Origin of the sequence: Serratia fonticola (genome assembly GCF_001006005.1) — a bacterium.
Lineage (GTDB): Bacteria > Pseudomonadota > Gammaproteobacteria > Enterobacterales > Enterobacteriaceae > Chania > Chania fonticola.
On sequence record NZ_CP011254.1, the window covers coordinates 2,408,207 to 2,424,389 of the forward strand.

The window sequence follows — 16,183 nt, forward strand, 5'->3', positions numbered from 1 at the left end:
AATAAGAACGCAGAGGAGGGAGTTTATCTGAAGTTAAAAAAGGCAAAGCTAAAGCAGCTGCGGTGAGCCATCATCATAATATGTGTAGTTCGTCGGATGTGAGCCATCTTTCTGTTGTTGTTTTCCATTTTCCATTTACCTATGGGTTTCGGACTTGGCGCTATTTTATCCCCTAAACACGGAAATAAAGTGATGCAGATCACGTTAATTGAGCGATTTATACTTAACTATTCATTTTCTATGCACCAGAGTGAATAGCTATGAACTCTGCAGCGAGGGTATATGTGAAGTAATTGCTACAAATTGAATCAGCGGACTGGATAAATTTGGCTTAGGCTAACCCAACCCCTGAAAATCGCTTTCAATATAAACAGGTAATAGCAGAAATAGAGCTAGGATGTTTTTTATTTGTTATTACTACGCTAAGGCTTATCTTGCATAAAGATGCATGGATTGCTAATTAATATGCTATTTTTATGTTGAGCATAATTTGTCGCTAATTGTGACTGCCTTCAAATCTGCGGGTAAGATAGCGGAGGTGAAAAGGAGAACTTACGTTGAATCAGAGCGAAGATCGGCTGCACATTATCCGTTTTCTCAGTAAGCAGCATGTGCTCACGCTGTGTGCCGGTGATAGCACGACGATGTGGTGCGCCAACTGCTTTTACGTATTCGATGCCGAGCGCATGGCGCTATGGCTGATGACCGAGCCGCACACTCGCCACGGCGAACTGATGCAACGCAACAATCGGATAGTGGGCACTATTGCGCCGCAGCCCAAGACCGTTGCGCTGATCAAAGGGGTACAATACGCGGGTGAAATCACGCTGTTGGCCGGGGACGAGGCGGAACTGGCCCGTACGCGTTACTGCAAACGCTTCCCGGTGGCCAAGGTGATGAAAGCGCCTATTTGGCAGATCGCGTTGCAGGAAGTGAAGATGACAGATAACACCCTGGGCTTTGGCAAAAAGCTGCACTGGGCACGTTGATTATCGAGCTGAATATTAAGGGTAGATGGATTGAAAAACAACGAGATAGCCGCATTATCGCTACTGGCGGCATTGGTTTCCCCTGCGATGGCGCAAGACAGCGGCGTTTCCTTCGGCCATAAGAACTGGGAGCTGGCCTGTGACAACACCAATACCTGTCGCGCGGCGGGCTACGCTAATGAAGATGAGCCAAGCGCTTCGAACGGTTCGGTGCTGCTCACGCGCATTGCAGGCCCTGGCACCGTCCCAACGGGGGAAGTGACCTTGGCGGATTACGAAGAGGGTGATTCAGCCGCGGTGGCAAAGCTGACGTTGTGGATCAACGGCAAGGCGGCTGGTGCGCTCAAACCGACCAAGTATGGAAACTGGAACCTGTCAGCAAGCCAGACTCTGGCACTGATCGGCGCAATCAAAGGCAGTGGCACGGTTGAATTTAAAGGCGGCCCCGCACCTTTCGTACTGTCAGGAGAGGGGGCTTCGGCCACCTTATTGAAGATGGATGATGTGCAGGGGCGTATCGGCACGTCCGGTGCTTTGACTAAAAAAGGCGACAAGCCGGAAAGCAGCGTGCCAGCAGCCATTCCTGCCCCGGTGATCCAGGCAGTGAAGGTGCCCAAGGCGGTAGAACGCCCGCTTACGGCACCTGAAATCGCTGCGCTGACCCCCAAACTGCTGGCAACGCTGCAACCGGATGATTGCGACCGCATGCAGTCCCCACAGGATAATGACGGTGCAAGCGAGGATGGCATCACGCTGACCCCGCTTGGCAATGGCCATGCCCTGATCACCGCCGTGTGTTGGCGGGCGGCCTATAACGAAGGTTACGGTTATTGGGTGATCGACAGCGCCCTGAAGCAGGCCCCGGTATTGGTGACCAATTCCGGCTCTGGCTATGATGAAGGGATAATCTCAATGGGGCAAAAGGGGCGAGGATTGGGCGATTGCTGGGCCACCGCCAGTTGGGTATGGGATGGCACGGCGTTCCGTCAAAGCAACGAGGCCACCACCGGCCTGTGCCGTTTAATCCATGCGGGCGGAACCTGGGATTTACCGACGTACGTCGCCGAGGTGAAGGCGGCGCAGTAAAGGAACTAGAGAATCTCCACGGGCGGTTCTGTGCCTTGGGCAAACAGAGGGTGAGGGGAAAAACATATGGCACGGGTACTGATCACAGGCGCCAGCGGGCTGGTAGGGAGTGAACTGCTGCGTCTGCTGTTGGCAGATAGGCAGGTCACTTCGGTAATTGCCCCTACGCGTAAGGCGCTCCCGCCACACGCCAAATTGCATAACCCGGTCGGGGGTGATCTGCACGAGTTGTTGACGCAGTTGGCACAGCCGGTCGATGCGGTATTCTGCTGCCTGGGCACCACGCGCAGTCAGGCTGGGAGCGCAGAGGCATTCCGCCATGTCGACTATCAGTTGGTGGTTGAAACGGCCCTTACCGGGCAGCGCCTTGGCGCGCAGCATTGCCTGGTGGTGAGCGCAATTGGGGCCAATTCGAAATCCTTATTTCTGTATAACCGTACCAAAGGGCAGATGGAGCAGGCGCTACGTGCACAGAACTGGCCGCGCCTGACGTTGGTACGCCCTTCAATGTTGTTCGGTTCCCGTGCGGAGCCACGTTTGTTGGAGCGACTCAGCCAGCCGTTGTTTGGCCTGCTGCCTGGCAAATGGAAGGGCGTTGCTGCCAAAGATGTGGCGCAAACGCTGCTGACACAGGCCTTCAGCCCAGGCAGCGGGGTCAAGATTTTAGAATCCGACCAGTTGCACTGCTCGCACCGTTTATAGCTCAACGCAGAGATTATCGAATGCCAGCTCCATGCCGGGCGGTAGTTCGTTGGTCATCAACCATAAATCGAGGTGATGGCTGATGTGCGTCAGCAGCGTACGCCGTGGCTGCAAGCGTTGCTGGATCTCCTGCGCGCGGGGCAGATCGTTATGATTACGCGGTGTCTGTGGCTGCGGCGGCAGGCTGCAATCCAACACCAGTAAATCGAGGGTGACCTGTTGTAGATAGCGTGTGGTTTCTGGCGGCAGGCCGACGGTGTCGGTCAGATAGGCCAGGGCTTTGCCTGGGGCCTGGATCAGATAGCCGTTGGTGAGTTTGGAATGGATCAACGGCAACGGCGTGACGTGCAGCCCGCCTAATTCCACCGTTTCAAAGGGGTGTAGCGGGGGGTGGAACGCCAGAATCCCAGGATGTTTGAACAGGTCGTCGCAACCCTGTTCATCGGCCGGGCCATAGATCGGGATCGCATTTCCGCACCCCCAGCGTAAAGGAAATAACCCCTGAACGTGATCCATGTGATAATGTGTCAGTAAAAAACGTTGAATTTCCCCCGCCGCAAAACGCCTTTCCAACGAGCTCAATCCCGCATCCAGTAACGTCGTCTCCCCCTGAAATTTGATCATTGCACTGCACGGTCGCCGCCGGAACGCCGGTTCACGCCGCGCCTGTTGGCACACCAAGCAGTCGCAGCCAAAGGCGGGCACCTGTTGTGCCCCGCCGGTACCAAGAAAGGTCAGTTGCATGTTGGTTTCCTCTTTTTATTACTGCATTGCAGGCTGCCCGGTGGTTAAGGCCAGTAGTGCGTCAAGGGTATGTCCGAGATCGCCATTGTTATCCAGCAGGTGGCAGCCAACCGGCAGGGTTTGCTGATAGCTGGCCGCCCGCGCCAGCCGTTGCTCGATCTGTATTGCGTTCTCCCGCCCGCGCTTTTCCAGCCTTTGGCGCAGCACCGCCGGGGAAACCTGTAAACAGACCGGCAGCAGTTGCGCACCGTAGCGTTGCAGCGCCTGTGGCAGATGAGCGCGGGATCCGTTGACCACCACGTCGATCCCTTGCAATAACCACAGATCGACCTCGATACCAAAGGCGTAATGCTGTTCGTGCGCCTGCCAGTCTAGGGCGAATAACCCTTTGGCACGGCGGCGGAGAAACTCCTGTTCGCTTAGGGCGATATGGTTCTCGCAGCCAGCATTGGCCGGGCGGGTGATGTAACGATGCGCCACCAACGGCCCGGCACCGGTGGCTGCCCGCAGCCGTTCGAGCAGGCTGTCCTTGCCTGCTCCGGATGGGCCCATCAGGTAGATGAGATAGGCCATCAGAACACCTGCTTGCCCTGGCGCCAGACGTTTTGCACGTAGATATGCTCGCCGTGCGGCTTGGCCAATACCAGATCTGCGCGCAGCCCCTCAGCGATCAGGCCACGATCCTGCAAACCCAACGCTCGTGCTGGGTTGCGGGTGATCAGCTGTACCGCCTGCGGCAGGCTAAAAGCGTTGCGATCGTCGTTTGCCAGACGAAACGCCGCATCCAACAGGCTGGCAGGGTAATAATCGGAAGAGAGGATATCCAGCACGCCAAGAGCCGCCAGATGATGTGCCGCCACGTTGCCGGAGTGTGATCCCCCGCGCACGATATTCGGCGCCCCCATCAGCACCTGCAAACCTTGCTGATGTGAGGCCCGGGCTGCCGCTTCGGTGGTCGGGAATTCGGCAATTACACTGCCCAGTGCACTGGATTCGCTGACGTGATCGGCGGTGGCATCGTCGTGGCTTGCCAGGGCGATATTACGAACCCGGCAGTGGGAGGCGATCGCCTCACGGTTTGGCGTAGCCCAGCGTTCTGACAGACCTATCTGCTCCACCTCAAATTCGCTCATCTGCTGGTCATTGAGGTGATATTTGCCCTGGTAGTATTCACGATATTTCTCACGCGAGGCGAACTGCCGCTGACCCGGTGAATGGTCCATCAGCGATACTAAAGACACGCCCGGTTTATCCATCAGCTGTTCGAACAGCGGCAGGGTGCTGCTATGGGGCAGCTCACAGCGCAGGTGCAGCCGGTGTTCGGCCCGGTTCACTCCGGCTCGCTGGCTGTAGATCACCGCGTCGATCATTTTTTGCAGGTTTTCCAGCCGGTGCCCGCCGTCGCGCACGTCACCGATCGCCACCGCATCCAGCACCGTGGTGATGCCGTTGGCGACCATCAGCGCGTCGTGGCTGCTCATGGCAGAATGCGCTGGCCAGTCCACGTTGGGGCGCGGGGTGAAAAACTTGTCCAGATTGTCGGTATGCAGTTCAATCAACCCGGGCAGCAACCAGCCGCCTTCGCCATCCAGCGCCTGCGGTAACTGGCTTGGGGTATCGGCAAAGCTGCGGATCACGCCGTCGGTCATTTCCAGTGAACCTGCAACGATCTGGTGTTCCAGCACCAGCTTGACGTTATTGATAATCATGGCGTCTCCAGAACCTGTGGGGCCTGCATGGTATGTAAACGGTCTGCCACCTGCTGACGGGTGCCTGCGTCGTGGAAAATACCGACGATGGCTGCGCCACGCTGTTTGGCCTGTTCGATCAGGTTCACCACCGCCGCGCTGTTGCGGCTGTCGAGGGAGGCGGTCGGCTCGTCCAGCAGCAGGATGGGGTAATCCTTGATAAAGCCACGGGCGATATTCACCCGCTGTTGCTCACCACCGGAGAAGGTCGAAGGGGCCAACTGCCACAGGCGCTGCGGCACGTTGAGCTGGTTGAGTAGGGCTTCGGCACGTTCACGGCATTCGCTACGCTCAACGCCGGATTCCAGCAACGGTTGCATCACCACTTCCAGCGCGCTGATACGAGGTATCACCCGGAGAAACTGGCTGACCCAGCCGATGGTGTGGCGGCGCACAGCCAGGATCTGGCGAGCCTCGGCCTGAACCAGCTCCAGCCAGTCGTTTTGATGATGGATCCAGATTTTGCCGCTGTCTGGCAGATAGTTGGCATACAGTGAGCGCAGCAGGGTGGATTTCCCGCTGCCGGAGTGCCCATGCAGTACCACGCATTCGCCGCTGCTGACGGTCAGGTTGGCATCCTGCAAAACCGGCAGGCGGGTGCCGTGCTGTTGGTGCAGGACAAAGGTCTTACTCAGGTGTTCAACCCGGATTTTAATTGTCATGATTTCACCTGTGTTACGACAGAACTGAAGAGACCAGCAGTTGGGTGTACGGATGGTGCGGGTCGTCCAGCACCCGATCGGTCAGACCGCTTTCCACCACTTCACCTTCCTTCATCACCAGCAAACGATGGGCCAGCAGGCGTGCGACCCCCAGATCGTGAGTGACGATCACCGCCGCCAACTGCATTTCCACCACCAGATTGCGCAGCAGATCCAGCAGGCGCGCCTGCACGGAAACGTCCAGCCCGCCGGTCGGCTCATCCATAAACACCAGCTTGGGGTGGGTCACCAGATTGCGGGCGATCTGCAAGCGCTGCTGCATACCGCCGGAGAAGGTGGTGGGCAGATCATCCAGACGAGAAACCGGGATCTCCACGTCTTCCAGCCATTGTTTGGCCTGCTGGCGAATATCACCGTAATGACGCTGGCCGATGGCCATCAGGCGCTCACCGATGTTGCCACCGGCAGACACCTGTGGCCGCAGACCGTCGAGCGGATGCTGATGGACCACGCCCCAGTCGGTGCGCAGCAGGCGGCGGCGATCGCTTTCTGCCATGGCGTACAGATCCTGCTGTTGCCCCGGTTGTGGGCGGTAGAGGATCTGCCCCTGTTGTGGGGCCAGCCGGGCGGAGATTGACTTGAGCAGCGTGGTTTTACCTGAGCCGGATTCGCCGACGATGCCCAGCACTTCACCGGGATAGATATCGAATGACACGTTGCTGAAACCCTTGCCCGGCGCGTAAAGGTGGGTGAGGTTGTCGACCGTCAGCAACGGCGTGGCACTCAATGGAGCGGAAGTCATCAGTGCGGTACCTCTTGGTTGAGTTGTTGCTGGCAGAAATCGGTGTCTGAGCAGACGAACATCCGGCTGCCTTGGTCGTCGAGCACCACTTCATCCAGATAGCTGTGGCGCGAACCGCATAGGGCGCATGGCTCCTCCCATTGCTGCACGCTGAACGGATGGTCGTCAAAGTCCAGGCTTTCCACCTTGGTAAACGGCGGCAGGGCGTAAATGCGTTTTTCACGCCCGGCCCCGAACAACTGCAATGCGGGCATCATGTGCATCTTCGGGTTATCGAATTTAGGGATCGGCGAGGGGTCCATCACATAGCGATCGTTAACCTTCACCGGATAGGCATAGGTGGTGGCGATATGGCCGTAGCGGGCGATATCTTCATACAGCTTCACTTGCATCACGCCGTACTCTTCCAGCGCGTGCATCTTGCGCGTCTCGGTCTCACGCGGTTCGATAAAGCGCAGTGGCTCGGGGATGGGCACCTGATAAATCAGGATTTGATCCGCCTGCAATGGCGTTTCCGGAATACGGTGGCGGGTCTGGATCAGTGTGGCCTCTGGCGTGCGCTCGGTGGTAGCAACACCGGCTACGCGCTGGAAGAAGCGGCGGATGGAGACCGCGTTGGTGGTGTCGTCGGCGCCCTGGTCGATTACCTTCAGCACGTCGGTGCGGCCAATGATGCTGGCGGTGATCTGGATGCCGCCGGTGCCCCAGCCATAAGGCATCGGCATCTCACGGCCACCAAACGGCACCTGATAGCCGGGGATCGCCACTGCCTTGAGGATGGCGCGGCGGATCATGCGCTTGGTTTGTTCATCCAGATAACCGAGGTTATAGCCGGTCAATACTTCACTCATGGCGGTTCTCCTGAAGAGCGGCAAATTCCTGCTGCAGGCGTTTGAGCAACTCCAGTTCGGCCTGGAAATCGACGTAGTGCGGCAGCTTGAGATGGGAGACAAAACCGGCGGCCTCCACGTTATCGGCGTGCGCCAGCACAAACTCTTCGTCCTGCGCCGGGCCTGCTACGTCCTCGCCGTATTCGGCGGTTTGCAGGGCGCGGTCCACTAGCGCCATCGCCATGGCTTTACGTTCCGAGCGGCCAAACACCAGCCCATAGCCACGGGTAAAGTGCGGCGGCCGGTTCAGCGGGTCGACAAAACCGTTCACCATCTCGCACTCAGTCAGTAGGATCTCGCCGATATCTACGGCGAAACCCAACTCTTCCGGCACGATCTCCACGGTAACGTAACCGCTGCGGATCTCTCCGGCGAACGGATGATTACGGCCATAGCCGCGCTGGGTGGAGTAGCTCAATGCCAACAGAAAGCCCTCATCGCCACGCACCAATTGCTGCAAGCGCGCCGAGCGGGAGCAGGGGTAAACCGGTGGGTTGCGGGTAATATCGTCCGGAGTGCTGCCGTCATCTTCTTCTGCCAGCGCCAGCCGTTGCTGGTTAAGCAGGTCGAACACGTGGGTGCAGCTCTCTGGCAGCGGCTCATCCGCCTGTGGTGCCGGAGGTGTTTCACCGTTGGCCAACAGCGCAAAATCCAGCAGGCGGTGGGTATAGTCGTAGGTCGGACCAAGCACCTGCCCGCCGGGCAAGTCTTTGTAAACCGCCGAGATACGCCGCTCCAGCCGCATGTTCTCGCTAGCCAGCGGTTCGCTGACGGCCAGGCGCGGCAGGGTGGTGCGATAGGCGCGCAGCAGGAAAATAGCCTCTACCAGATCGCCGCTGGCCTGCTTGATGGCCAGTGCCGCCAGTTGGCGATCGTAAATACCGCCCTCCGTCATTACCCGGTCAACCGCCAAGCCAAGTTGTTCACCGATTTGCTCTGCGCTGAGCGCTGGGACAGCTTCGTCACCCCGGCGCAGATTTTCCTGTAGTTGATGGGCAGCCTCGATGGCCTTTTCGCCCCCTTTCACCGCAACGTACATCAGCACTCCTCCACGCGGGTGGTTCTTGGCAGCGCCATCAGGCGCTCACCGCAGGTCAAGATAATGTCCAGACCTAGCGGGAAGCGCTGAGGCCGTTCGAGTAGATAAGCCCGTAGCGCAGCTGGCAACGGCGGGGCGATTTCCCGTTGTTTTTCAATGCCGGGGCCGGAAAGGCACAGTGTGTGGTTGCCTGCTAATGCTGCAACCTGCACTACCAGCGTGGCACCGAACTCCGGTGAGACTTCATTGCCGTGGGGCAATGCGCTCAGCTCGGCAGGCTGTAACTGGTCATCCCATACCGCCAGATGGATATCTTCCTGCCGGGTCGCCAGCGGAGCACCGGTATGAAAACGGATGTTAGTTAGCACTTGCTCACTTTTAAGGTCGGCACAGAGCTGGAGCGGGGTTTCCTGATCCGCCAGCGTCAGTATCACGGCGGTGCTGGCGGCGTTCAGTGCACCCCATGCCGGGAAATTTGGCAGTTCAACAATCACGCCAGGTTCACTCAACGCCTTTAAAATCAAACGGAAAGCAGACTGGGATTGCTCAATCGGCTGGTCAAAACCGGCTAGTAACGTCATGGCTTAATCCCCTCGCACCAGCGTAAAGAAGTCCACCCGGCTGGCTGCTACGGCACGGGCGCGCAGTTGGCGCTGCTCCTGTTGTAGTGCGGCCAGGGGTTCGATCAGTTGAAGCTGTAGCAATTCATGGTTGGCGGGTTGTTGTAGCAGGGCGTCGATCAGCGCACAGAGTTCAGCATGTTCCTTGTCACGCCCGGTTATGTAGCTGTAGCCCTGGCAACCGTTCTCCAACTGCACTACGGCACGGGTTACGGTCATATCGCCCAACACAAAGCGGCGGCCGGTCGCTCCCATCCGTCCTAGTAGCTGTGTCAGGCCAATCTCAGGGGCGCGCAGGCGCTGGTAGCTTGGGTTGAGGTTTAGCGCCTGCCAGTGGCTGCGCAGCTGGGCGGGTTGGCTATGCGCCAGGACCGACATCCAGCGTTGTCTCTGCTGTAAGGATTGCATTCAGTGCTCCATCGTCAGTTCGATCATGTCGGCGCGCGCCAGGCTGACGGAGTATTCCGCCACCAAATCGCTGCCGATACAGGTATTTAGGGTGCGCACGCATAGCAAGGGGGCATGGGTGGCGATCTCCAGCAGGCGGCTCTCTTTGGCTTGGGCACGCCGTGCGCTGATGCGGGTCTGGCGGCGGGTCAGCGGCTGGTGGATCTGCTGTTGGATAAACTCATGCAGGGAGCCGCTGCGGAACTGTTGTAAGGCGGGCCACCAGTCGAGATCGGGCAGATAGTGGTCGATCACGCTGAGAGGAACGCCGTTCACCCGGCGCAGGGTGCGCAGGTGGATGATGGTTTCTCCCTCTTCGCGGCTGAGCGCGCTAGCGATATGCCCATTGCACGGGCGTAAAACAGCAAGTAAGTGCTCACTGGTGGGGTGACTGCCCTGCTCGAACAGGTTCTGGCTGAAGCGGGTGTTGGCGTGCAGCGGATAGTTATACGGGCGTAGCAGCACCAGAATGCCGATGCCGTGGCGGCGCTGCAGCCAACCGCGCTCAACCAGCTCGTCTACGGCGCGACGCAGCGTATGGCGATTGACCTCAAAACGCTCGGCAAGCTGTTGTTCTGAAGGCAGATAATCTCCACAGCGGTATTGACTGGACAGCTCCTGCTCCAGCTGGGCGGCGATCTGCTGATATCGAGTGGGGTAACTGGTCGGATGTCTAGATAAGTGCGTCATAGCCAATACCTCGGCACTTCGGTTGGGGGAGAAAGCGAAAAAGCGGCGATAGAATTCATGATCGGCACTCGGTAACAAAGTTGGGCTAATGTTGCCGGGGGCAGATGACAATCAGGTGACGTGCAGGTGGCGAACTGATGAACAATTTGGGACAGGGAGATGATGTCTTAGATTGATGTAAAGAGTGGGTGCTGGCTTGAGTGAAAAAACACCAATGAGGCTTATTTTGTTGTCACAAACGTGCTAACGTTTATGGATGTTGAATACGGAGTATGTAGGAGTTTTGAAGATGGAAAGCCGTATCCAGTTTCGCATTGAAAATGAAACTAAACTGTTGGCACAGAAAGCTGCTGAAGCGAAAGGGACGACCTTAAGTGAAGCCTGTCGGCGTTTAGCGCAACAAATGGCGGACGATCAGCGTGCTGCTGAAGAACACGAAAACTGGTTGAAAGATAAGGTTGATGCAGCCTTTGCCCGTTTACATGAAGGAGAGGCTGTTTATCTTACCCAGCGGCAAGCTGAGGAGAGAATGAGCGACTTTAAAACCAAAGTCAGGGCGAAATACGCAACCAAATAAGGATTATTATGCGCATCGAATGGGACGACGTTGCGTTGCAAGATCGGGAACGCATTTTTGAATTTCTTTATCCACTCAATCCATTGGCTGCGGAACAAGTTGATGATGAGATTGAACTTGCCGTTGAGTCGCTGCTAGAAAACCCAGAAATGGGCAGGCCTTGGTATGGGGAAGCTCGCAAACTGGTGATCAGTAAAGCCTCCCTATTGCTGATTTATGTCATTTTGGATGAGGTAATAAAGGTTTTAGCCGTCGCCCATCAGCGTGAAAAATTCCCCAATTAACGCAGTTTATGCACCATCTGGTTAGCGCTACCGCGCCAAATCAGCGCCGGGTCTTTTAAATCCTGCACAAACTTACCATCTATCAACACGTTAATCCGATCGACGATCTGCATCTGCTCGCTATCCAGTTCATCCAGCTTATAGCCGGTCCACAGCCAGATATCTTTGCCGGGACATTCGGCATGCACTCGTTTGACCAACTGCAGCACGGCGGCGACGTTGGCCGGGTGCAGCGGATCGCCACCGGACAACGACAACCCTTGGCGTGGAATACGCGTGTCGTTGAGATCGGCTATGACCTGATCTTCCATCTGCTGGGTAAACGGCAGGCCAGAGTTCAGCCGCCAGGTGCTTTTGTTATAGCAACCGGGGCATTGGTGCACGCAGCCTGCGACAAACAGCGTGCAGCGGGTGCCGGGGCCGTTGACCACGTCGATAGGATAATACTGGTGAAAATTCATAGTATTGCGTTCTTTTATATGGCCCCTCACCCCAACCCTCTCCCACGGGGAGAGGGAGCTGGTACGGTGCGGTGGTCAGGTGCAGAAGTTACTCTGCAACATTGTTACCAAGGGCGAGTGCAGTAATTAAGTTGTGGCACTTTCTGTCCCCCTCTCTGTGGGAGAAGGAGCAGGTACGGTGCGGCAGTCAGGTATGGAAGTCACCTGTGACGTATTTGGCCCCATCCTCTCACTTGTTACCAAGGACGAGTGCAGTAATTAAGTTGTGGCACATTCGGTCCCCCTCTCTGTGGGAGAAGGAGCAGGTACGGTGCGGCAGTCAGGTATGGAAGTCACCTGTGACGTATTTGGCCCCATCCTCTCACTTGTTACCAAGGACGAGTGCAGTAATTAAGTTGTGGCACATTCGGTCCCCTCTCCCTGTGGGAGAGGGTTAGGGTGAGGGGTCACTAGCTAAAGTTAACCGATCTGCCCGTTGCCCAGATGTTTCACCCGGCGTTTCACTTCTTCCTGCTTACCGGCGTTGAACGGCCGGGCATCCGGGCTGCCCAGATAGCCACACACGCGGCGGGTCACCGACACTTTTGCCGAATCATGGTTGCCACATTTCGGACAGGTGAAGCCCTTGCTGGTACAGGAGAACTCACCGGTGTAGCCACACTCGTAGCACTCATCGATCGGCGTGTTGGTGCCGTAATAAGGCACGCGGGTGTAGCTGTAATCCCACACGTCTTCCAGCGCCTTCAGGTTGTGCTGCAGGTTCGGGTATTCGCCGTAACAGATAAAACCGCCGTTGGCCAAAGGTGGATATGGCGCTTCGAAGTCCAGCTTGTCGTACGGATTAACCTTTTTCTCCACGTCGAGGTGGAAACTGTTGGTGTAATAACCCTTGTCAGTCACCCCGGCGACCACGCCAAACTCGCTGGTATCCAGGCGGCAGAAGCGATCGCACAGGTTCTCACTTGGCGTGCTGTACAGGCTGAAGCCGTAGCCGGTTTCTTCCTTCCAGCTTTCGGTGGCGTTTTTCAGGCGCTCAACGATGGCGATGGCTTTGGCACGCAGTTGCTCGTCGTCGTACACGTGTTTTTGTGAGCCAAACAGTGCGTTGATGGTTTCATGCACGCCGATGTAGCCCAACGAAATCGAGGCGCGACCGTTCTTGAAGATCTCCGCGATATTGTCGTCGGCCTTCAACCGTACTCCGCAGGCGCCTTCCATATACAGGATCGGTGCCACGCGGGCCTTGATGCCTTCCAGGCGGGCAATGCGGGTCATCAGGGCTTTCTTGGCCAGCAGCAAGCGCTCATCCAGCAACTGCCAGAAGCGGTCTTCGTTACCCTGGGCCTCCAGAGCGATACGCGGCAGGTTCAGGCTGATCACGCCGATATTGTTGCGGCCATCGTGGATCTGCTCGCCGTTTTCTTCATAGGTGCCGAGGAAGCTGCGGCAACCCATCGGCGTTTTAAAGGAACCGGTGACCTTGACCACCTGATCGTAATTGAGAATGTCTGGATACATGCGTTTGCTGGCACATTCCAGCGCCAGCTGTTTGATGTCGTAGTTAGCGTCACCAAACTTGTGGTTCAGGCCGTCGCGGATGGCGAAGACCAGTTTCGGGAACACGGCGGTTTTACGATTTTTACCCAGCCCGGCGATACGATTTTTCAGGATCGACTGCTGGATCATGCGCGATTCCCAACTGGTGCCCAAACCGAAACCGAAGGTGACAAACGGCGTCTGGCCGTTGGCGGTATGCAGAGTGTTGACTTCATATTCCAGCGACTGGAAGGCGTCGTAACACTCTTTCTCGGTGCGGGTCATCGCATAGCCTGCCACGTCTGGGATCTGCCACTGCTGCGCTACCTGCTGGTGTTTGTGGAAGCTCTCGGTGACGAAGGGGGCCAGGATCTCATCAATGCGGTTGATGGTGGTACCGCCATAAATATGGCTGGCGACCTGAGCGATGATCTGCGCGGTCACGGCGGTGGCGGTGGAGATCGACTTCGGCGGCTCGATCTCGGCGTTACCCATCTTGAAGCCGTTGGTCAACATGCCTTTCAGATCGATCAGCATACAGTTGAACATCGGGAAGAACGGTGAGTAGTCGAGATCGTGATAGTGGATTTCGCCGCGCTCATGCGCCAGCACCACATCGCGCGGCAGGATATGCTGTTTGGCGTAGTGCTTGGCGACGATACCGGCCAGCAGATCGCGCTGGGTAGGGATCACCTTGCTGTCTTTATTGGCGTTCTCATTGAGCAGCGCGACGTTGCTTTGTTCCACCAGACCACGAATTTCCTGGTTCAGCCGCCCGCGCAGCTCACGCGAGACGTCACGATCGTGGCGATATTCGATGTAGGTACGTGCCAGTTGCTTATACGGGCCAGACATCAGCTGGTTTTCTACCGCCTGCTGGATTTCGTGGATGTCGACACGCGGTCGATTTTCCATCTGTTGAGCGACCACGCGGGCGACTGTAGCACAGTAGTCAGCATCGACAACTTCAGCGGCCAAAGCGGCCCGCTCGATGGCCTGCTTGATCAGCATCTCGTCAAAAGATACCTGGCAACCGTCCCGTTTAATCACTACTGGTTTCACGTTGTAACTCCTGTCCCCATGGGGGAGCGTCGGCTTATCCACAGGGCAAAACCGCAGGGCGCAAGGGCTGCGGAGGGTGTGGATGATATTGTGGATAACTACTACATATAGGTGATTGAATCTCTACGGGCACTATATATGGGTGTGGTGCCGCTTTTTTTGACGTGGGTCAAAGAATGGGGGGAGCAGTTTGAACGCTGTACAGTTACCCGTTACAGGAATATTTGTAACCCTTGCTATCAGCGGCTTGAATGGAAAATGCCGATTATCCGAAAGATCGTTAAAGCGTGATTGCGATCGCATCATGCCGATTAGCGGCGAAAATGCGCCAGTAAAAAATCGACCCAGACGCGCACCCGTGGCGGCAGATCTGCCGAGGCATAGTAAAGCCAGATTTGCGTGGGTTTAGGCCAGTGATCTTGCAGCACTGGCAACAAGGTTCCCTGGGCAAAATGCTGTTCCACATACCAACGCGACAGGCAAGCGATGCCCAGCCCGGCCAGCGCGGAATCTAGCAACATCTCCGGGCTGCTGGCCGTCAGGCGGCCATGTAGATCCAGCGTTTTGTGTGCCAGTGGCCATTTTACATTACGCCCGGTGGCCGGATTGCGGTGCAGCAGGCAACTGTGTTGCAGCAGATCTTCCGGCACCTGCGGTGTGCCATGCTGGGCAAGGTAACCGGGGGCGGCGACCAATAGCATCTGCATCGGGTAGAGCGGGCGTGCTACCAGCCGGCTATCGGGATCGACCTGGCTGCCGATGCCCACATCAAAACCTTCACCGACCAGATTCACCACCCGGGCATCTAGCGACAGATCCAGATCGATCATCGGGTAGCGTTGTAAAAACTCAGGGATCAGCGGCATCAGTACCTGACGGCCAAAGCCTGGGATCATGCTGACGCGCACGCTACCGGCTGGAGGGAGTTGTGCGCCCCCGGCCAGCTCCAGCGTGGCGGTCAGCGCTTGCCATAACGGTGCTACCTGTTCCAGCAGGGCTTTGCCTTCGTCAGTCAGCACCACGCTGTGGGTGTTGCGTTGGAACAACCGCAGCGCCAGCTTCTCTTCCAGCACGCGGATATTTTTGCTGATCGCTGCCGGGGTCACGCCCAGCTGGCGTGCAGCGGCGGAGAAGTTTTGTGTCTGAGCGGCGCTGAGAAACGCCGGTAACAGGCGGTGTACGTCAATGGGCAGCGACATAATGGTTGATACTTTAGGTTGAAGTTAATGTGACCGTTTACAGACTACACCGGAAACGGAGGAAATGAAAAAATGGCTTACTTTCGATAAACAAGGATTTCCCCATGTCGCGTATTTTAGTGTTGGCCGCCCACCGTTTCCCTGATGACTCCCGCATCAATAAGGCGCTGATCGAGGCGCTGCGTCCTTTACCTAACGTCACCGTGCATGAACTGATGCGCGTTTACCCGGACTACCAGATTGACGTGGCCCGCGAGCAGGAACTGCTGCAAGCGCATGATGTGGTGGTGATGCTGTTTCCGTTCTATTGGTACAGCTCACCGGCGATCCTCAGCGAATGGCAGGATGCGGTATTAACCCACGGTTTCGCCTATGGTAGCGAAGGTACTCAGCTGCAGGGTAAGCCTTTGCAACTGGTGGTTAGCACCGGGGGCAACGCGCAGGCCTATTCACCGGCTGGCTATAACCGCTATCCGGTAGCCGACCTGCTGCGGCCGTTTAACGCCGTCGCCAACCTGACCGGCATGGATTATTTGCCGCCGCATCTGGTGCAGGGCGTATTTGATATGAGCGATGAGAAGCTGGCAGAGGAAGCGGCGGAAGTAGTGAAGCTGGTGCAGAGTTTTTAAGTTCGGGGGCAGGGTG

Annotated in this window: 20 protein-coding genes; 6 read left to right on the top strand and 14 right to left on the bottom strand. The window is 57.0% G+C overall.

Annotated elements, in window-relative coordinates; translation table 11 throughout:
- Positions 1-23 precede the first annotated feature (23 nt).
- Positions 24-128: a leader peptide SpeFL gene (speFL, locus tag WN53_RS28635; protein ID WP_112363015.1), complete on the bottom strand. Its 105-nt coding sequence runs from the start codon at positions 126-128 to the stop codon at positions 24-26.
- Positions 129-557: 429 nt separating this feature from the next.
- Between speFL and WN53_RS10720 the strand changes: the two genes are divergently transcribed.
- The 3 genes from WN53_RS10720 (at position 558) to WN53_RS10730 (ending at position 2,777) form a co-directional block, all read left to right on the top strand.
- Positions 558-989: a YhbP family protein gene (locus WN53_RS10720; RefSeq protein WP_037411450.1), complete on the top strand. Its 432-nt coding sequence runs from the start codon at positions 558-560 to the stop codon at positions 987-989.
- 30 nt (positions 990-1,019) lie between these two features.
- Complete coding sequence (locus tag WN53_RS10725) at positions 1,020-2,075, top strand: DUF1176 domain-containing protein (protein WP_024483389.1); 1,056 nt, start codon at positions 1,020-1,022, stop codon at positions 2,073-2,075.
- Between the two features lie 66 nt (positions 2,076-2,141).
- Complete coding sequence (locus WN53_RS10730) at positions 2,142-2,777, top strand: NAD(P)H-binding protein (RefSeq protein ID WP_024483390.1); 636 nt, start codon at positions 2,142-2,144, stop codon at positions 2,775-2,777.
- On the opposite strand, the gene phnP is transcribed toward WN53_RS10730, so the two are convergent.
- The 10 genes from phnP to phnF are packed head-to-tail and all read right to left on the bottom strand — an operon-like array spanning position 2,772 to position 10,419.
- Entirely contained in the window at positions 2,772-3,521 is a 750-nt protein-coding gene (phnP, locus tag WN53_RS10735) for a phosphonate metabolism protein PhnP (RefSeq protein ID WP_024483391.1), read from the bottom strand. The two genes, WN53_RS10730 and phnP, sit on opposite strands and share 6 nt — an antisense overlap.
- Before the next feature lie 18 nt (positions 3,522-3,539).
- Positions 3,540-4,094, bottom strand: coding sequence for a ribose 1,5-bisphosphokinase (phnN, locus tag WN53_RS10740; RefSeq protein WP_024483392.1), 555 nt, complete (start codon positions 4,092-4,094; stop codon positions 3,540-3,542).
- On the bottom strand, positions 4,094-5,230 hold the full coding sequence (gene phnM / locus WN53_RS10745) for an alpha-D-ribose 1-methylphosphonate 5-triphosphate diphosphatase (protein WP_024483393.1): 1,137 nt from the start codon (positions 5,228-5,230) through the stop codon (positions 4,094-4,096). The genes phnN and phnM overlap by 1 nt, the downstream gene beginning before the upstream one ends.
- On the bottom strand, positions 5,227-5,931 hold the full coding sequence (gene phnL / locus WN53_RS10750; RefSeq protein WP_021807493.1) for a phosphonate C-P lyase system protein PhnL: 705 nt from the start codon (positions 5,929-5,931) through the stop codon (positions 5,227-5,229). Before phnL ends, phnM begins: the two co-directional genes overlap by 4 nt.
- A 13-nt stretch (positions 5,932-5,944) precedes the next feature.
- Entirely contained in the window at positions 5,945-6,733 is a 789-nt protein-coding gene (gene phnK, locus WN53_RS10755) for a phosphonate C-P lyase system protein PhnK (RefSeq protein WP_024483394.1), read from the bottom strand.
- Positions 6,733-7,584 carry an alpha-D-ribose 1-methylphosphonate 5-phosphate C-P-lyase PhnJ gene (locus tag WN53_RS10760; protein WP_024483395.1) on the bottom strand — a complete coding sequence of 284 codons (852 nt, stop codon included), beginning with the start codon at positions 7,582-7,584 and terminating at the stop codon, positions 6,733-6,735. The genes phnK and WN53_RS10760 overlap by 1 nt, the downstream gene beginning before the upstream one ends.
- Positions 7,577-8,662 (bottom strand): carbon-phosphorus lyase complex subunit, encoded by a 1,086-nt coding sequence (locus WN53_RS10765; protein ID WP_024483396.1) that lies wholly within the window; start codon positions 8,660-8,662, stop codon positions 7,577-7,579. Before WN53_RS10765 ends, WN53_RS10760 begins: the two co-directional genes overlap by 8 nt.
- Complete coding sequence (phnH, locus tag WN53_RS10770) at positions 8,662-9,243, bottom strand: phosphonate C-P lyase system protein PhnH (RefSeq protein ID WP_024483397.1); 582 nt, start codon at positions 9,241-9,243, stop codon at positions 8,662-8,664. The genes WN53_RS10765 and phnH overlap by 1 nt, the downstream gene beginning before the upstream one ends.
- Positions 9,244-9,246: 3 nt before the next feature.
- Entirely contained in the window at positions 9,247-9,690 is a 444-nt protein-coding gene (gene phnG, locus WN53_RS10775; protein ID WP_024483398.1) for a phosphonate C-P lyase system protein PhnG, read from the bottom strand.
- Positions 9,691-10,419 (bottom strand): phosphonate metabolism transcriptional regulator PhnF, encoded by a 729-nt coding sequence (gene phnF, locus WN53_RS10780; protein ID WP_024483399.1) that lies wholly within the window; start codon positions 10,417-10,419, stop codon positions 9,691-9,693.
- A 289-nt stretch (positions 10,420-10,708) separates the two neighbouring features.
- Here phnF and WN53_RS10785 point away from each other — a divergent pair, with 289 nt between their 5' ends.
- Both WN53_RS10785 and WN53_RS10790 read left to right on the top strand, forming a co-directional pair.
- Positions 10,709-10,996, top strand: a complete 288-nt coding sequence (locus WN53_RS10785) for a type II toxin-antitoxin system RelB/DinJ family antitoxin (protein WP_024483400.1) — start codon at positions 10,709-10,711, stop codon at positions 10,994-10,996.
- An 8-nt stretch (positions 10,997-11,004) separates the two neighbouring features.
- Entirely contained in the window at positions 11,005-11,280 is a 276-nt protein-coding gene (locus WN53_RS10790; protein WP_021807486.1) for a type II toxin-antitoxin system RelE/ParE family toxin, read from the top strand.
- Here WN53_RS10790 and nrdG read toward each other — a convergent pair.
- The 3 genes from nrdG to WN53_RS10805 all read right to left on the bottom strand — a co-directional run bounded on the left by nrdG (position 11,277) and on the right by WN53_RS10805 (position 15,538).
- Positions 11,277-11,741 carry an anaerobic ribonucleoside-triphosphate reductase-activating protein gene (nrdG, locus tag WN53_RS10795; RefSeq protein WP_024483401.1) on the bottom strand — a complete coding sequence of 155 codons (465 nt, stop codon included), beginning with the start codon at positions 11,739-11,741 and terminating at the stop codon, positions 11,277-11,279. The two genes, WN53_RS10790 and nrdG, sit on opposite strands and share 4 nt — an antisense overlap.
- Positions 11,742-12,200: 459 nt before the next feature.
- The gene (nrdD, locus tag WN53_RS10800) at positions 12,201-14,339 is read right to left on the bottom strand and encodes an anaerobic ribonucleoside-triphosphate reductase (RefSeq protein WP_024483402.1); all 2,139 of its coding nucleotides are present in this window, start codon (positions 14,337-14,339) and stop codon (positions 12,201-12,203) included.
- A gap of 311 nt (positions 14,340-14,650) precedes the next feature.
- Positions 14,651-15,538: a LysR family transcriptional regulator gene (locus WN53_RS10805; protein WP_024483403.1), complete on the bottom strand. Its 888-nt coding sequence runs from the start codon at positions 15,536-15,538 to the stop codon at positions 14,651-14,653.
- A 104-nt stretch (positions 15,539-15,642) separates the two neighbouring features.
- On the opposite strand from WN53_RS10805, the gene WN53_RS10810 reads away from it, so the two are divergent.
- A complete protein-coding gene (locus WN53_RS10810; RefSeq protein WP_024483404.1) occupies positions 15,643-16,167 on the top strand; it encodes an NAD(P)H-dependent oxidoreductase in 525 nt (174 codons plus the stop codon).
- Positions 16,168-16,183: the final 16 nt, after the last annotated feature.

Bases quoted from the DNA above. Each gene is read 5' to 3' on its own strand.
- speFL (WP_112363015.1), bottom strand. From the start codon at position 128: ATGGAAAACAACAACAGAAAGATGGCTCACATCCGACGAACTACACAT.
- WN53_RS10730 (WP_024483390.1), top strand. From the start codon at position 2,142: ATGGCACGGGTACTGATCACAGGCGCCAGCGGGCTGGTAGGGAGTGAA.
- phnP (WP_024483391.1), bottom strand. From the start codon at position 3,521: ATGCAACTGACCTTTCTTGGTACCGGCGGGGCACAACAGGTGCCCGCC.
- phnN (WP_024483392.1), bottom strand. From the start codon at position 4,094: ATGGCCTATCTCATCTACCTGATGGGCCCATCCGGAGCAGGCAAGGAC.
- phnM (WP_024483393.1), bottom strand. From the start codon at position 5,230: ATGATTATCAATAACGTCAAGCTGGTGCTGGAACACCAGATCGTTGCA.
- phnL (WP_021807493.1), bottom strand. From the start codon at position 5,931: ATGACAATTAAAATCCGGGTTGAACACCTGAGTAAGACCTTTGTCCTG.
- phnK (WP_024483394.1), bottom strand. From the start codon at position 6,733: ATGACTTCCGCTCCATTGAGTGCCACGCCGTTGCTGACGGTCGACAAC.
- WN53_RS10760 (WP_024483395.1), bottom strand. From the start codon at position 7,584: ATGAGTGAAGTATTGACCGGCTATAACCTCGGTTATCTGGATGAACAA.
- WN53_RS10765 (WP_024483396.1), bottom strand. From the start codon at position 8,662: ATGTACGTTGCGGTGAAAGGGGGCGAAAAGGCCATCGAGGCTGCCCAT.
- phnH (WP_024483397.1), bottom strand. From the start codon at position 9,243: ATGACGTTACTAGCCGGTTTTGACCAGCCGATTGAGCAATCCCAGTCT.
- phnG (WP_024483398.1), bottom strand. From the start codon at position 9,690: ATGCAATCCTTACAGCAGAGACAACGCTGGATGTCGGTCCTGGCGCAT.
- phnF (WP_024483399.1), bottom strand. From the start codon at position 10,419: ATGACGCACTTATCTAGACATCCGACCAGTTACCCCACTCGATATCAG.
- WN53_RS10785 (WP_024483400.1), top strand. From the start codon at position 10,709: ATGGAAAGCCGTATCCAGTTTCGCATTGAAAATGAAACTAAACTGTTG.
- WN53_RS10790 (WP_021807486.1), top strand. From the start codon at position 11,005: ATGCGCATCGAATGGGACGACGTTGCGTTGCAAGATCGGGAACGCATT.
- nrdG (WP_024483401.1), bottom strand. From the start codon at position 11,741: ATGAATTTTCACCAGTATTATCCTATCGACGTGGTCAACGGCCCCGGC.
- WN53_RS10805 (WP_024483403.1), bottom strand. From the start codon at position 15,538: ATGTCGCTGCCCATTGACGTACACCGCCTGTTACCGGCGTTTCTCAGC.
- WN53_RS10810 (WP_024483404.1), top strand. From the start codon at position 15,643: ATGTCGCGTATTTTAGTGTTGGCCGCCCACCGTTTCCCTGATGACTCC.